The following is a 14,463-nucleotide window of genomic DNA, read 5'->3' as shown; positions in this document are numbered from 1 at the left end:
CGCGAGTACTGACGACCACCCCACGGCTCGGGCCACACGCACCGCTTCTCCCGCGTCGACCGCCGAGCCAGCGCTGACGAAGAAGGAAGCCCTCGCCCAGATCGCCCGCTACTCCAAGATCAACAACCAGGCCAACACCGATAACAACCGCCTGCTGCTCGACACCATCGAGGACGGCCCGCTGTATGCGATGTCCATCGCGGACTACAAGCAGGACGAGGGCCTGCCCAAGGCCGACCGCGAAAAGTACAAGCCGTGGTCGTACGACCTTGCCTCCGCCGACCTCTACATCCCGCGCCTCCTTCCGGGCCAGCAGCGCTGGTTCGCCGCCGTCACCTACAGCGGCAAGAACAACAAGTACGCCCGCGTCCTGATCGTCGCCGAGCAGCCCCAAACGAGGCGGTGGGAGATGGTCGCCGCCGTCGACCTCGACGACAAGAAGCAGCTGCCCAAGATCGCCCTGGACGCCGACGGCTATGCCACCGCGGTCGACGCCACCTCCACCAAGAACGTCGCCGCACCGGTCGACGTCCTTCGTACGGCCGTCACCGACAACTTCGCTACCGGAGGTGACCTGACCGGCAAGAAGGTCTTCGCGACGACGAAGGCGTCGACCAGGCAGATCAAGGTCCACGACGACACGATCCACAAGTTCGGCAGCCGCGGCACCACCGAATTCTCCTCCGCCGTCCCCGAGTTCCCCGACAGTTACGCGCTGAAGACAAGGGACGGTGGAGCCCTCGTGGTCTTCGCGCACACGCACACCCAGCGCGATGCCGTCGCCCCCGGGCTCGAGATCGTGCCGGACAAGGACGACCGCGCCTGGCTGGGCACCAGCCACAGCCCCTACTTCACGTACACCTTCACCTGCTCCGACGCCGCCACCGTCCCGACCACACCCGGCAAGTCGAAGCTGATCGGCTACACGTGCCGCCGCACCGACGCCCAGGGCCTGTCCACGTCCTTGGCAGCGTGAGCATGCGCCACTCCCACCAGGAGGCCCCCTGGTCCGTGACGGCCTTTGCCGCCACGTTCGCCGAGCATCTGCCCGGCCGCTGGCAGACCGGACCCGCCACCAGCCTCGCGGCGCGGGAAGCTGGCAACCACCGGATCTGGCACAGCGGTCCACTGGCGTACGCGGCCTTCGACGCGGCCGACGTCGCCGACGTCCAGCGGTGCGTGCTCACCTCCCCGCACGGCCTGCAGCTGTACGTCCTGCCACGGCCGCACCGAGCCGACCAGTTCCTCGTCCTGCCGATACTGCCCGCCGGCTGCAACCACGAGCACGTGAAGGGACTCCCCCGTCCGCACGGCATCGCCGTTCCCGCCGATCCAGTCAGGGCTGCAACGGCGGTGCGCCGACGGATGCTGCTGGAGTACCGCTTCGCCTCCATGCCGGCGCGGCGAGCGGCCAGCCCGGGCCACCTCCAGGTGCAGGTCACCTTCGACACCGAGCACCGTCCGCGCATCCGTACGACCTACGTCCGCGCCCTGATCGAGTTGCTGGCATGGAGTGGCTTCCTGCTGGATCCCGCCACCGGCGAATGCCACCTGCCCGACACCCTCACGGACAAGCAGGCCAGCCGTCAGCTCATCAAGAGCCTCGAACGCCTCCGGCAGCTCGACTTCAACGTCTCCGTGCGCTCCAGCGGCCCACCCCAGGCCCTCTCCCGCCCGCCCGGGCCGCAGACGAACCTGCCGAAGGGGCCGAGCCGATGAGCCGTCCCCACACCGACTTCGTGAGCACGCGCCTGGGCGTGTGGCAGCGCCGTATACAGGAGACCGCCGATTTTCTGGACCTGGCACAGGCCGACACTCCCCGGGCGGGCTTGCTGCCCGTGCTCGACCAGCTCGTTGCCGTACACAACCTGACCTCCGGTCTCGTCTCCGACCTGCGCCAGTCCACCGAGAGTTCGCTCGCCGGCACCGACGCGGGACGCAACTACCTGTCCCAGCTGGCCACGGCGCTCGCAAACGGCCGCCGGGCTGCCACGCACCTGAGCACAGCCGTGACCGGCCTCGCCGATGCGCCCCGGCTCACAGCCCGCCCCCGCAGTGCCGTGCCGGTGGAGAGCCAGTTGGCCGTCACCCTCGGCCACGACGCTGCCCTGCGCAGCCTCCACCACGCCCTGGCGGCCGTCACCAGCCAGGTCGCCGGGCCGCCGCCCGGCTCTGGGGCTGTTCCGGCACCGGCCAACGAACACCGCCGTGCCCCCGATGCCGGCGGCCCTCGCCCCGCACGCCGACGCCCCTGAGCACCAGCGCCAGCTGCCCCGGGCGCAACCTCCTTGGAGTCTTGAGTAGCGACTCAGTGCACCTCTCTTTGGCGATGGTCCTGCGCTGGGAGCGAGTAGGCGGCCAGCAGGCGCAGGGAGCACCCACGCGTTAGCCTGAAAATGAGACGCCAATTAGATGAAAGCTTCACATACCAGCGCGCTCACCTGGGGCCTGGCGCGATGCAGATCAGCTCTTCATCTTGGCCATCTTGGGTGCGGTCGGCGCAGTACCGGCCCTTGGCGCCGGGGCCGTGGTCGCTACTCCGGCAATACAGGAGGGCCCCATGTCAGCATGGTGGCAGGACTGTGGATTCTGGGCTAGCCCCTACGACGTACGTCCTCTGCCCAGCTCCGGCATCGGCAACAGAATTCTTGTCGGACGCGAGGGTGAGGTGCGCGAGCTCCAGAGCAAAATTGCTAGCGGCAACCTTCACGCCACCATCAACGGCCCAGTGGGCGTCGGGAAGACGAGCCTCATAGCCGTGGTCGGTTATCGCCTCAATCAAGCATTCCTGCAAGGGGAGGCCCCTCTCATCCCTCTGAGAGGCCCATTGCCTCTACATCCAACAGAGACAGTCAGCTCTTTTGAAAGGAAACTCTGCTACGAGGTAGCACACGCATTTATCGAAAACTACGAAGCCCTCAAGACTCGCGGATACCACTTCCCTCGGCCCGATGACGTTCGAAGGTGGCTCAGAGATCCTGTTTGGCACACTAGAGGGCTCGGCGGAAGCGCCCTGGGCTCTGGTGCGACATACACGCGCGGTAAATCTGCTACAGCGTCTCCCGGCTACGTTGAATTCGGCCTCCCAACGACACTGGCGGCATGGCTAGATGACTGCTTTCACGGCGGTGAAGCCGGAGGTTTCATCTGCACCATCGATAATCTCGAACTTATCTGGCAGCACCGCCAATTGCAGGGCGTTCTGGAATCACTGCGAGACACGGCCTTCTCTCAGAGAGGTCTCCGCTGGATACTTTGCGGCGCCGAGCAAGTGGTCCGCACCCTAGCTGCGACGCCACGCCTACACGGGCGACTGGACGATCCGATCGATTTGAAGCCGATAGGCGACGACAAGGTCGGCGCGGCCATCGAAAAGCGCCATGAGGTGTATGCGCGGGACAGGAAGACCAAGCCCATCCCGATCCTTGGACCCGAGGAATTTCTCTTCCTGTATGACAAGCTGGGAAAGTCACTGCGGGATTCACTCCGCTACGCTGACTCATTCTCAGGATGGGCCCATCGCTCAGGGAACCTATCGACGGATGCCGGGACAGACGTGTTGCGCGGATGGCTCATCGAGCGCGGCGTAGAGCACTACCACGATGCAAGCTACCGAGTGAAGCCCAGGGCATGGCAGCTCTTTGACGACCTTGTAGCAGCAGGAGGCTTCTGCACCTACAGTCAGCACAAGGAGTTCAGCTTTCCGAACACGGGGCCCATGCGGGACCAAATGCAGAAGCTCATCGATGCCAACCTGGTTCGGACAGAAAGAGCTCCAGGGAGTAGGCGTCACTCTCTAACTGTGACCCCTATGGGCCACCTCGTAGCGGTGGCGAGGTCCAGCCCCCTCCTGCAGCCCGTCCATCACTTGCCAACGACTTGACCTCCGTAGTTTTCAGGCTCAGAAAGTGTCGGGCCGTGTGCCGGGTTCCGTACGAACGCGGAGAACACCACGACGGCCGTCGACGAGCTCAACGGCCGTCGTGGGCACCGGGGTGTAGCCGCGAACGCCTTATACCTGGGCGTCCTGGGCCGGGAAGTTACTCGATGAGTAGATGCGGGCGACGTTCACCGTGAGCGTGCCCGAACAGGCCACCCGGGCCTGGAGTGGAGGTACGTTTTGCGCCGTGCATCCAAGTCACCGCGCTGGTTGCCGAGGAGCGTGGGCCAGTCGTGGACTGGGCCACCGACCCAAGGGCCCGGTTCAGCGACGGCTGGTACCGGTGGCGCCCCGACCGGCCGGTCCCGGCCACGCTGCCGCCCCGTGCCACACCGCCGCGCAGTCCCACGCCCGCACCCACCGCCAAGGCTCGTACCGCACCGCACCGCTGACGCAGCCCTTCCTCCCTGGAGATTCCCCTGCCCGAACGCGCCACCGCTCAGATCACGGTCGTCATCGCCACCCAGCTCAAGCCCAACCGGCTCGGCTACCTGACGGCCATGTACGACAGCCTCACCCGGCAGGGCGTGCCCTGGGAGGCGGTGATCGCGGTCGACGGCGCCGATCCCGAGCGCCTGCCCGCGCCGCTCGCGGGCGACGCCCGGGTACGCATCCTCGCGCTGTCCCGCCCGGTCGGCGCCGCCTGCGCCCGCAATCTCGCCCTGACCCAGGTCCGCACCCCGTACGTGAACTGGGCAGACGACGATGACGAGTTCACCGATGACGCCATGCGGGTGCGGCTGACCGTCCTGGAGTCGACCGGGGTGGGCTGGTGCGCCGGATGGAGCGAGGACCTGCACCCGGACGGCTCGACCACTCTGTGGCGCTGCCCAACGCCGCCTGGCCGGCACGAGGCCGGTGACGTATGGACGTACTGGAGGACACCGGCCGGCACCATCCCGATCGGGCCGACCACGATCCTCGCCCGCACCGACTTGGTACGCGCGGCGCCGATGGGGGGCCTCGTCCAGGGCGAGGACTACATGGCCGCCGTCGGCGTCACCAGCCTGGCCTCGGGGATTCTGCTGCCCGTGCCGGTGTACCGATACCGCAAGCACCCGGGACAGATGACCAAGCAGGCGTCGTACGACGCGCTGGAAGCGGCGGCTCGCCAGCACGCCTGGACTTACGGCCGCAGCCTGCGCTCGGCCGTCCGCACGCGCGAGGCGCTTGCCCGTGACTGACGCGCGAACATTCGCGCCTCCAGCCGGGAAGCGGGCATCGTCGCTGATCTGCCGCTCTACCGAAAGGTTCACGCATTGACCCATGACCCCCACTTCGTCTTCGGCACCCACGACGACCACGGCTTCGTCGCCGCCTTCACTCCCACCATGTCCGCGCACCTCGCCTACTGGTTCCTCACCCGGGAACAGTTCGAGCCCGTCCCCGGCGAACCCGGACTTTTCCGGCTCACCGAGCCCGAGCGCGACGGGCCGCGACGCACTCGCCAGGCCGTCAACGACCTGCGCCGCCACGGATACACGGTGCACGCCGACCGTCTCCTCGACCCCGCGGCCTCCGCACGCGCACCCCGCCCGGCCCGACCGAACGGATTGGTGGAGCGCCGCCACCGCCTCGCGCAGGCTGCCGCCGGCCGTTCGCCGCAGCGCGGTCCGGCACCCACGGCCTCAGCCCCCGAAGCAGGGTCGCCGCAGCCGCCGCCCGCCGCCGTACCAACCGTCCACCTGACCGCGTCGGCAACCGGGCGGAGCTGGTGACCCCCAGCATGAAGCCGATCCGCATCACCCGCGGACCAGGCGGTGAGGTCGAGGTCACGGGATCCTTCGACGCCTTCGCCGCAGACGTCCTGCTCCGAGCGGGCTTCCTGTTCGAACCGTCCCTGCGCGGCCACTGGATCCGCCTCCCGTTCGATCTCGGACGCGACTGGGAGAACGAGCACGCCAGCTGGGCCGCCGAGATGCTGACTGCCGCCCGCTACCCGGTCCACCTCGACCCCGACCTCCGCGTCCCCCCTCCCGGCCAGTCCGCGCCGAAGCACCGACCGGCGATGACCGCCCAGGCCCCGCCAGCAGGGCGGACGCGCCACTGACCTCGTCCCCAGGAGAAACCAATCCCCGACACACCGGCTCTGACGGTGAGTCAACTTGCTTGGAAGGCACGCGACTTCCGGCTACGAGTGATTCACATCAACCGTGAGGTCGAGACTGCGCTCGACACCACCCGCGACCGCCACGGACGGACCGTCCACCACCACGCCGCAGCAGCCGTCAGCGCCCACCGCAACCAGGCAGCCATACAGGCGTACGCCACCTACCTCGCCGCGCACGCCGACGAACTGCTGGACGCCGCCCGCCGCGCCCTCAACACACTGCCGGCCGCTCGGCACACCGCCGCCTGGCGGGCCCTGCTCGACAACCTCGCCGCCTCCCACACCGAGATCATGAGTGTCCTCGACCGGCCCGCCACACCCGGCTCGGACGCCGAGCGCGAACAGCACAGGACCGTGTGGCCGCACCTCGCCTTCTGGGCGGACCACAGCTACATCGCCACCCACCTCGCTGACCAGCGCCTCCAGCCCGAAATCCCGCTGACCGACGAGGAACAGCAGATGTGGACCGACATGGCCCACGCGGCGCAGCAGCGGGGAGAGTTGGAGCTGATCGAGTCGTGGTACGCCGCCGACGGTCGCCCCATCACCCTCGCCTACCTGATCGAGGACGACACCTCGACCGTGATCGCCCTGGCCGGTGACCCGGATGCTCCCGGCTGGCAGGTCATCGGGCACTACCGCAATGAATACGACGCAGGCCGCGCTCTTCCGCCGCCCGTCCCGCCTGGCGTGCTACGGCCGGACGCTTCTCGGTTCAACCGCCCGGAACCCGCGCCTGAAGTCTCGCTGCAGGAACGGGTTCGGGACATCGTCGAGGCCCAGACCGCCGGTGACGTGTCCGAGACTCTGCTCGCCGCCACCCAGCACGGCTGCGGCGCAGGCCCCATGGTCCGCCTCCAGGAACTCCTGGAGACCGCGAGTCAGTTCGCCCACGCCCTGGAGACCGTGCAGGGCCGCCAGATCGCCACCCGGCTCGCCGCGCTCGGCCGCCAGGTCGGCTTCCTCACCCGCGAAGTGCATGAGGCGGCCGAAGACCTCGGCGCGACCGTCGCCGTTCTGCCACCACACCGCGCTCCCAAGCCACGGATCCGCCCACGCCCCGCCTTGGGCACCACGCCACCGGCGGCACAGCCCCCCGCCTCGGCACCCACGCGCCACCACTAGAGCCGCCTTCCGCACGTCGGCCCCACCTGACGTTTCCCGGCGCGGCCGACCTCGCCACGTCCCTGCGACCGACGCGCACACGTGCGACCCCGACCTCGCCCCAACACCCGTTCTTCTGAGCTTATTTGAGGAGACTTATTCATGACTGTCCGTTTGCAGTGGCCCGTCGAGCACGCCTGTGGCCACGAAACCGTCCACGACCTGTCCGACCGTCCCGCAGACCGGCGGGCGGGTTTCGCCCGCTGGTTGTCCGGCCGGGATTGCGCCGACTGCTGGAAGGCCGCCCGCGACGCCGACACTGAGTCCAAGGAGCAATGGCTCGCCGCCAAGCGCGCCGAGGAACAGCAGGCCGCCGCCGAGTGGGCCGCCCAGTTCGATATGCCGCCGCTGGAGGGCCCGGAGCGGGCCTTGGACTGGGGCGAGCGTTCCCGCCATCAGCTGGTGACCGCCGCGCACACGGCGCTCGTCGTCGAAGGCACCTGGGACGAGGCGGACTGGGCCGAGCTGGAGGAGAAGGCCCGCGCCATCATCCAGGCCGGATGGTGGATCGACCAGAGGGACGCAGACGGCGCTGACCTGGTCGAACTCCTCGACGCAGCAACCGAGTCGGACAAGGGGACGGAGAACCCGTTCCGCTGATCGGACCGGAACATAGCCGAGGATCGCCGGTTAGCCAAACCGGCGATCCTGCGGACCATTGATCCTCCCACCGCCCCCCTGCACCGCGTGGAAGGACCTGCATGCTCCCGCCCTCTTGGACCCCTCCGCCGACTCCGGCCTTCGTGCCGACACCCGACCCGCTCACCCCCGCCCGGGACATCACGCACCAGCACTTCCAAGCAGGCGATCAGGTCGTCGTCCTCAAGGGGGTAGCCGGCGGGGAACTGTGGGGCGACGCGATGCGCATCGTCGTCCCGTCGTGGCACACCCCGACCGACGAGGACGGATGGCGGCTTCGCGACGCAACGGGCGGAGCCCAGACGTACATCACCGCGCACCCTCGCTACCTGGTCCACCTCTCCCGCCGCTGCCCGGACTGCCTGATCTACCTGCGCGCCATGGAGGACTACCTCCTGCCGAAGTACGCCTCCCGCGACCAGCTGATCGACTGCGGCTGGTACACCACCACTGCTCTGAACCAGCTCGTCCATGTCGCCGACGCCCGGGGTGACCGGTGATCCCGCGCGTCAACGAGCGGGCCGTCACCGCCCAGGACCCGCTCGGCGAGGCGCTGGGCCGCCGCGTCACGACGGATGAGGGCCTGACTGACCACACTGTCGTCGCCTACTGGCCGGGCCTGGATTTCTACACCCTGGACGACGAGCAGGCCGCTTGGACGTCCGCGCAGTGGGCCGAGCACCTCGACACCTCCCTCACCGAGCACCTCCGTTTCGCCCCCAGCACCCAGCACACCCGGCGGGCAATCTTCCACCTCGACGTGCGGCTCCACCCCGACGACCGTGACCTGATGGGACCCGAGTGGGCCGAGGCCGCCCACCGCCTCGCCCGAGCCGCCGGAATCGAGATCCCCGGCGAAGAGAGCGGGTGCCGCTGGATCGCCGTCCAGGGCCGACCCGGGCGCCTCGACCTGATCGCCAACCTGATCCGGCTCGACGGCACCTGGCAGCAGCAGCACCCCGACCTCCTGCTGCGGCTCGCGGATGAAGCCCGCCGTATTGAGACGGACCTCCGCCTCATTCCCGTTCGCAGGCCCTACCTCGGCGCCGCGGCTCTCGCGCCGAGCGCAGTGACTCAGCTCGCGACGGTACTGGGCCAGCTCGCCGACGAGCAGTCCGGCCCGCTGGCCACGGTGCGCGGGCTCATCGAGCACTCCGCTCATCGCCTCGCGCGGCAGCCGGGGGCCGTCGGCCCCGACACGGCGCACCGCTTGGAGCTCATCGCCCGCCGCCTGCACGGCATCCAGCAGGACCTGGACACCACCACCGCCCGTCTGGTCGCCACGTCCCGCCCCACGAGCACCCAGCCCGGCGCCGCCGCCACACCGCAGGCCGTACGGCACACCGCGCGACGATCACTGTAGGAGAAACGTCTCTTTGCCCCCGGCCGACCACTTCCTGACCATCCGCCGCGATCCTCGCTCCGAGGAGGTCCTCGCCCGCGGCGGCGACCTGGAGGCCCACAGTGTCCTCCAGCGCTCGGGCTTCGTCCCCGTGGTCCGCGTCCACGAGACCTACCATCGCACCCCCACCGGCCTCGACAAGGACTACGAAGCCCGCCTCTCCACCGGAGCCGTGGCCCGGCTACGGGCCGCCGGATACCACGTCGACTGCGACGAGGACTTCGACACCGACGAGCGCCCACCCCGTTCTCTGCCGCTTGGCGCCCGGGTCGCCCAGCTCGCTGACCGCATCCGCCAGGCCACCACGACCGAGGACGCGGCCGAGGTGCTCACCGAGCTGACCGCCGCCCACGACGGAATCCTCGCCGGCATCGAGGCGGTTCTCACCGCGACCGCGGACTTCCACGACAACCTCGGCGACCCAGCCGACCCGTACGTCGCCCGGCGCCTGCGCTACCTCGCCGACGAGCGCCTCGGCGTCCTGCGCAGCGACCTCGCGCAAACCCGGGACGCGCTCGCCGACCGGCGCGCCGCGCACCCCGCCCGCAGGACTTGCACCGGGCAGGTGTCTGCCACCGGGCGCGAAGCCTCCGCCGTGTACGCCTGCCCGCCGCCGCCTGCGACCAGCGCGGGCCCGCGCCGCTGCCCCACCCCCTCGCTAAAGGAAGACATGCCCGACCACTACTTCGATCCTGGCCGCCTCGCCTCGTTCGCCGACGTCCTCGCCAGCGAACTGCCCGGCACCTGGAGCAGCACCTACCACCCGCCGGAGCACAAGGACGACCTCGCCGAACTGGCCGACCACATCTGGGATATGGACCTTGTCGCCGAGTCCCTCGCGATGCGCCCCCTCCGGCACGCGGCCGTCCTGACCCGCGAGGACGGCACCCAGCTGGTCGTCCTCGACCGACACGACCAGCGGTACGGCTTCCTCATCGCCGCTGTCGCCCCGCGTGACATCCCCACGGAGGCGTTCCGCGGGATGCGCGAGCCGGACGGCATCGCCCTGAGCGACGACCCGTTCCTCAGCGCCGAGTTGGTCGCCGGCGACCTGCTGTCCCGTTACGACGCCGCGCTCGCCCAGGTCCGTCACAACGCCACCGACCTGACGGCGAACTCCGCCGGCATCGGTCCCTCCCAGCCAGAGCGGGTCATCCTCATCTGGCAGGCCGACGGAAGCCTCACCGCCGCCCCCGCCACCGATACGGTCGCCGCCGTCCTCCTGGCCAATGGCTTCGTCCACGACGAGCAGACCGGCACCTACCGGCTGAGCGGGGACGACACCGCCGCCCAGGCCCGAGCCGTCCGCCAGACCGGTGCGCAGCTCGCCGCCCAGGGCATCACCACCGCGCTTCAGCACCCCACGGCCCGGCCCGCACCCACGGCCTCCGCTCCGGCGATGCCCTCGTCCCAGGCCCGCACTGCGACCGCGCGGACCCGGTGAAGCAGGACACCTCCGAGCCCGACTTCCTGGTGCTGGAGTACGTCACCATCACGCGCGATCCGCGCACCCAGCTCGTCGTCGCCATCGGGGGCGACGAGCGGGCCGCCGGCATCCTGCAGACCCTCGGGGGCTTCGTCTCGGCCCCCGGACCGCGGGGACCGTACCATCGCCAGCCGCACACCATGCCTGTCGACCGGCAGCGTCACAGGGCCACCGCCGCCGCCCAGGCCCTGCTCCTGGCCGGGTTCAGTGTCCACTTCGACCCGGCGCTCAACACCCTGCACACCCCGGACGGGGACCGGCAGGCGGCCCACCGCTGCCTCGACCAGCTCGCCGAGCGCGCCCGCGATGCCGCCGCCGACCACGAGGTGGCTGACGTCCTGGCCCAGATCGCTGCACCTCATGACGGGCTGCTGCCCCGTCTCGTCAACACCCTGAATGTCATCTGGGCGTCCTGGGCCGAGCGACTCGACGCCGCGCAGGCCGACGCCGACCTCGCCGACCAGCTGAGAAACACCGCGTCGGGCCTGTCCGCCTACCCCTCGCAGATCGAACGGATCAGCCGCCAGGCCGCCAGCACCCCTACCCCGCGACGCCCATCGACGGCCCCGGCAGCTCTGCCCCAGGCGCCCGCTCGGCGGCGCTGACACACCTGAACAGGAGCAACTGCACGTGGGAAACCGTGCCGACGACGAAGGCACCGACGTTGAGATCTACCGCAGAGCCCTGACCGACACCGTCCACGCCGACACCCCCACCGGGGCACCCGAGCAGCTTCTCGCCCTCCTCGACGGTCTCGGCTTCGAACGCAAGACCGCTGTCACGGCCGGACCCGTCTATATCTGGCACGAGGCCCCAGCCCATCTCAGCGAGGCCGAGAAGAAACGACTCGCCACCCGCGCGATTCCCCCGCTGCTCATGGCCGGCTACCGGGTCAACATCCCCGACTACCTCTTCGACGAAGCGGCCTACCAGCAGGCCGTGCACGACATACGTGCCCGCCGCGCCCACCCCCAGCGTCACAAGCCCGCCCAGGCACCGGCTCCACCTCGACGCACTCCATAGCCCCAACCGGCGGCTCCGGTGCCCCCTGGGGCCGGACCGACCGCACCACCGACTGGAGAAACCCGTAGCACCCCGCACGCCTCCGCCGATCTCCCGCCGTCTCAAACCGCGCCTGGCGACCGCCCTGTTCCGCCGCTACCTGCGCACCTGCATCCCCACCTGCCCCGACCGGGCCATCCCCCTGACCGGCGCACGCCCCCAGAGCGCCCTCGCCGAGTCCCCGCGGATCGGACACGGCCACCACCACTGACGACACCCCTCCCCGGGAGGACCATGGCCCACCCCACTCCGTACTCGGTCCGGCTGGCCGACGAAATCGCGCGTCAGCTCGGCCAGCTCACCAATGACTTCTCCCATCTGCCCGCCGATCAGGCCATGCAGGTCCTTGCACGCGTTCTCGATCCGGAAGAGGGGATCCTCGGCCGGTTCACCAGCCTGGTATCGACCGGCTCGGTCCATGCCAAGGACCACGCGGAACGCGGCCTGCTACCCGCCGAGGTCTGGCTCGCACTTGGCCGGGCCGCGAACGAACTCGACTCCCTCGGCTTCGACCTCGAACCGACGCTCAGCACCCTGCAGCGCTTCAGCACCCGGCCAGCCGCTACGACGGCAAAGCCTCCGGCGCCTGCTCCGCTCGTCGTACGGCGGCGCCGGTGAAGCGGAAGCAGTGGCAGGGCTGGGGACCCGGCGAGCAGGCAGAGCAGCACTACCTCGTCGAGCCCCGAGCTCTCGCCGGCGGCGGCGACCTCAGGCACGTCTCCGAGTTCCTGCGCGCCTGTGGATGGCGGGACAGGTCCAAGCCCGGCGGCCCGCTCATCCTGGACAGCCCCGACCGCACCATCCAGATCGGATACAACCCCAACGTCCTGCCGGGCGGATGGACGATCCACAGCAAGGCCACCGCGCACCAAGACGAATGGACCGTGACGCTGGGCCGGCAGACGCCGGTGGAGATCGTCGCCGGTCTGACCGACGCCCTCACCAGCCCCCGCTCCGCGCACGCCCCCAACGTCTGGGCACCGCTGAAGGAACAGCGCTGGAACACCACCCGCGACACCAGGCGCCTCGCCGCGACCAGTCCCGACGGGACGGCGTGGATGCAGTTCTACGAGGACCAGTCGGGCAACGCCATGTGGTGGTCCGGAGCGCACGATGAGCAGGGCAACGGCTGGACCGCGACCTTCACCGCCTCCACCCCCATGCACCTCGTCCAAGCCTTCGCCGCCGCCCTGGCCAGCCCCGAACCCGTGATGCGACCCCGCGGACGCATCCCGCACAGCACACGGATCCGCACCACCTCCGTCTCCGTCCTCCCCTCCCAGCTCAGCGCCTGGCAGCAGGCCCGCATAACCGCCGCACGCGCCGCCATCTGGGCCCGCAACTGGAATGACCGCCGGCCCCGCACAACGGCCCGCCCCCACACCACGGCCAGTCGTGCCCGCGCCCGCCGCTGACCCGCCCGAACCCGTCTTGTAGGAGCCCTGTGACCGCACTGACCCCGGACGACATCCACACCGTCACCCAGACCCTCTCCCGGCTCACCGAGTACCTGCGCGAGGGCCCCGACCCCGACCAGGCCCTCGCGCTGGTCGAGCCGCTGCTGGATGAATACACCGGCATCCCCATCCAGCTCGGTGACGCCCTGCGCGCCTTCGCCCGCGCCGTTCTCGACCACCCGGACACCCTGCACACCCCCGACCTGCACACTCTCATCGCGGAGCTGCGCACCGCCGCATGGGAGCAGACCGACCAGCACAACCTGCACTACACCGTCGACGAGCTGCGGACCCTCCTGAGCACCACGCCCCCGCCGGAGGGCTGTTCGTGCCGGTGAGCGAGCGGCAGCTTGCCGCCTTCGCCGATACCCATGCCTGGCAGGTTCCGTTCGACACCAGTCCGCGCCACCTGGCCGGCCCCGGAGACGGCCGCCATGTCACCCACGGCCTCGCCGCGGTCGGATGGAGGCGCACCTCGGATCCCCTCAGCCCCGAGATGGTGCTCACCAGCCCCGATCACCGCTACCGCCTGCAGTTCGACCCGCAGTCCGACACCTCCGCCTGGTGGCGGCTGCGGGCCGAACCCACCGACACCGAGCCGCACTGGTATGCCGAGTTCGGCGAACTGGTTCCCGCCGAGGTGCTGTGCGCCGTCGCGGACGCCCTCGTTGCTCCGCCACCGGGTGAACAGCCGGATCTCTGGGACGTGCTGTCCGGCGCCGGCTGGCTGCTTGACGCCCCGGGCCAGGCACATTCTCCCGACGACATGTGCCACATCGAGCTACGGCACCTCGACGGCCATGACGCCCCGTCGTGGCACATCGAGACCCGCGAGCACGGATACGGCGACTATGCGGGGCCGCGGATCTGGCACGCGTGGTTCGACAGTCGCACCCCCGTCCGCCTGGTCACCGCGTTCATCACGGCGCTCGCCGACAGCAGCCCGCTCCAACGCGGCATGTTCAACCGCACCGCCCATTACAGCGTCGTGCAGGAGCCGAGCCCGCTGACCCCGCGGCAGGTGGTCGGCGCCCACACCGCCCGGCTCGATGCCCTCCGCGCGCAGGCACGCGCCGCCCGCCGCCAGCGGCCGACCACCGCCAAGGCGCCAGCTCCGCCGAGCGCGGCCACCTCCCTGCGGCGCTAACGCCGGGCGGACCGCCTCTTCTCCTCTGACACCGCTAGGACCACGCCATTTCCTTT

General features: G+C 69.9%; 19 protein-coding genes. All 19 read left to right on the top strand.

What is annotated here, in order from left to right; all coding sequences use genetic code 11:
* Positions 1-190: 190 nt before the first annotated feature.
* The 19 genes from ACIQU3_RS19085 to ACIQU3_RS18995 all read left to right on the top strand — a co-directional run bounded on the left by ACIQU3_RS19085 (position 191) and on the right by ACIQU3_RS18995 (position 14,407).
* Positions 191-976, top strand: coding sequence for a hypothetical protein (locus ACIQU3_RS19085; RefSeq protein ID WP_403926478.1), 786 nt, complete (start codon positions 191-193; stop codon positions 974-976).
* 2 nt (positions 977-978) lie between these two features.
* Positions 979-1,719, top strand: a complete 741-nt coding sequence (locus ACIQU3_RS19080) for a hypothetical protein (protein WP_403926756.1) — start codon at positions 979-981, stop codon at positions 1,717-1,719.
* On the top strand, positions 1,716-2,255 hold the full coding sequence (locus ACIQU3_RS19075; protein ID WP_403926476.1) for a hypothetical protein: 540 nt from the start codon (positions 1,716-1,718) through the stop codon (positions 2,253-2,255). The genes ACIQU3_RS19080 and ACIQU3_RS19075 overlap by 4 nt, the downstream gene beginning before the upstream one ends.
* Positions 2,256-2,560: 305 nt before the next feature.
* Complete coding sequence (locus tag ACIQU3_RS19070) at positions 2,561-3,883, top strand: hypothetical protein (protein ID WP_403926473.1); 1,323 nt, start codon at positions 2,561-2,563, stop codon at positions 3,881-3,883.
* Positions 3,884-4,173: 290 nt separating this feature from the next.
* Positions 4,174-4,332, top strand: a complete 159-nt coding sequence (locus ACIQU3_RS19065; protein ID WP_403926470.1) for a hypothetical protein — start codon at positions 4,174-4,176, stop codon at positions 4,330-4,332.
* A gap of 51 nt (positions 4,333-4,383) precedes the next feature.
* Positions 4,384-5,124, top strand: coding sequence for a glycosyltransferase family 2 protein (locus tag ACIQU3_RS19060; protein ID WP_403926753.1), 741 nt, complete (start codon positions 4,384-4,386; stop codon positions 5,122-5,124).
* 147 nt (positions 5,125-5,271) lie between these two features.
* Positions 5,272-5,658 (top strand): hypothetical protein, encoded by a 387-nt coding sequence (locus ACIQU3_RS19055; RefSeq protein WP_403926750.1) that lies wholly within the window; start codon positions 5,272-5,274, stop codon positions 5,656-5,658.
* Positions 5,655-5,990 carry a hypothetical protein gene (locus ACIQU3_RS19050; protein ID WP_403926467.1) on the top strand — a complete coding sequence of 112 codons (336 nt, stop codon included), beginning with the start codon at positions 5,655-5,657 and terminating at the stop codon, positions 5,988-5,990. Before ACIQU3_RS19055 ends, ACIQU3_RS19050 begins: the two co-directional genes overlap by 4 nt.
* A 39-nt stretch (positions 5,991-6,029) precedes the next feature.
* A complete protein-coding gene (locus tag ACIQU3_RS19045; protein WP_403926748.1) occupies positions 6,030-7,175 on the top strand; it encodes a hypothetical protein in 1,146 nt (381 codons plus the stop codon).
* Positions 7,176-7,316: 141 nt separating this feature from the next.
* Positions 7,317-7,814, top strand: a complete 498-nt coding sequence (locus ACIQU3_RS19040) for a hypothetical protein (RefSeq protein ID WP_403926464.1) — start codon at positions 7,317-7,319, stop codon at positions 7,812-7,814.
* Between the two features lie 101 nt (positions 7,815-7,915).
* On the top strand, positions 7,916-8,353 hold the full coding sequence (locus ACIQU3_RS19035) for a hypothetical protein (RefSeq protein ID WP_403926461.1): 438 nt from the start codon (positions 7,916-7,918) through the stop codon (positions 8,351-8,353).
* Complete coding sequence (locus tag ACIQU3_RS19030) at positions 8,350-9,216, top strand: relaxase/mobilization nuclease (protein ID WP_403926458.1); 867 nt, start codon at positions 8,350-8,352, stop codon at positions 9,214-9,216. The genes ACIQU3_RS19035 and ACIQU3_RS19030 overlap by 4 nt, the downstream gene beginning before the upstream one ends.
* 709 nt (positions 9,217-9,925) lie before the next feature.
* Positions 9,926-10,699: a hypothetical protein gene (locus tag ACIQU3_RS19025; RefSeq protein WP_403926745.1), complete on the top strand. Its 774-nt coding sequence runs from the start codon at positions 9,926-9,928 to the stop codon at positions 10,697-10,699.
* Positions 10,696-11,346: a hypothetical protein gene (locus ACIQU3_RS19020; protein ID WP_403926455.1), complete on the top strand. Its 651-nt coding sequence runs from the start codon at positions 10,696-10,698 to the stop codon at positions 11,344-11,346. The genes ACIQU3_RS19025 and ACIQU3_RS19020 overlap by 4 nt, the downstream gene beginning before the upstream one ends.
* 25 nt (positions 11,347-11,371) lie before the next feature.
* On the top strand, positions 11,372-11,764 hold the full coding sequence (locus tag ACIQU3_RS19015) for a hypothetical protein (RefSeq protein ID WP_403926452.1): 393 nt from the start codon (positions 11,372-11,374) through the stop codon (positions 11,762-11,764).
* Positions 11,765-12,037: 273 nt separating this feature from the next.
* Complete coding sequence (locus ACIQU3_RS19010) at positions 12,038-12,421, top strand: hypothetical protein (RefSeq protein ID WP_403926449.1); 384 nt, start codon at positions 12,038-12,040, stop codon at positions 12,419-12,421.
* A complete protein-coding gene (locus ACIQU3_RS19005) occupies positions 12,418-13,218 on the top strand; it encodes a DUF317 domain-containing protein (RefSeq protein ID WP_403926446.1) in 801 nt (266 codons plus the stop codon). Before ACIQU3_RS19010 ends, ACIQU3_RS19005 begins: the two co-directional genes overlap by 4 nt.
* 29 nt (positions 13,219-13,247) lie before the next feature.
* Entirely contained in the window at positions 13,248-13,598 is a 351-nt protein-coding gene (locus tag ACIQU3_RS19000; RefSeq protein ID WP_403926444.1) for a hypothetical protein, read from the top strand.
* Positions 13,589-14,407, top strand: a complete 819-nt coding sequence (locus ACIQU3_RS18995) for a DUF317 domain-containing protein (protein ID WP_403926441.1) — start codon at positions 13,589-13,591, stop codon at positions 14,405-14,407. Before ACIQU3_RS19000 ends, ACIQU3_RS18995 begins: the two co-directional genes overlap by 10 nt.
* Positions 14,408-14,463: the final 56 nt, after the last annotated feature.

Origin of the sequence: Streptomyces sp. NPDC101110, assembly GCF_044759525.1 — a bacterium.
Taxonomy (GTDB): Bacteria; Actinomycetota; Actinomycetes; order Streptomycetales; family Streptomycetaceae; genus Streptomyces.
This window is presented reverse-complemented; position numbering and strand designations above follow the sequence as displayed.

Coding starts and splice junctions, on each gene's coding strand:
- ACIQU3_RS19085 (WP_403926478.1), top strand. CDS start 191: ATGTCCATCGCGGACTACAAGCAGGACGAGGGCCTGCCCAAGGCCGAC.
- ACIQU3_RS19080 (WP_403926756.1), top strand. CDS start 979: ATGCGCCACTCCCACCAGGAGGCCCCCTGGTCCGTGACGGCCTTTGCC.
- ACIQU3_RS19075 (WP_403926476.1), top strand. CDS start 1,716: ATGAGCCGTCCCCACACCGACTTCGTGAGCACGCGCCTGGGCGTGTGG.
- ACIQU3_RS19070 (WP_403926473.1), top strand. CDS start 2,561: ATGTCAGCATGGTGGCAGGACTGTGGATTCTGGGCTAGCCCCTACGAC.
- ACIQU3_RS19055 (WP_403926750.1), top strand. CDS start 5,272: ATGTCCGCGCACCTCGCCTACTGGTTCCTCACCCGGGAACAGTTCGAG.
- ACIQU3_RS19040 (WP_403926464.1), top strand. CDS start 7,317: ATGACTGTCCGTTTGCAGTGGCCCGTCGAGCACGCCTGTGGCCACGAA.
- ACIQU3_RS19035 (WP_403926461.1), top strand. CDS start 7,916: ATGCTCCCGCCCTCTTGGACCCCTCCGCCGACTCCGGCCTTCGTGCCG.
- ACIQU3_RS19025 (WP_403926745.1), top strand. CDS start 9,926: ATGCCCGACCACTACTTCGATCCTGGCCGCCTCGCCTCGTTCGCCGAC.
- ACIQU3_RS19010 (WP_403926449.1), top strand. CDS start 12,038: ATGGCCCACCCCACTCCGTACTCGGTCCGGCTGGCCGACGAAATCGCG.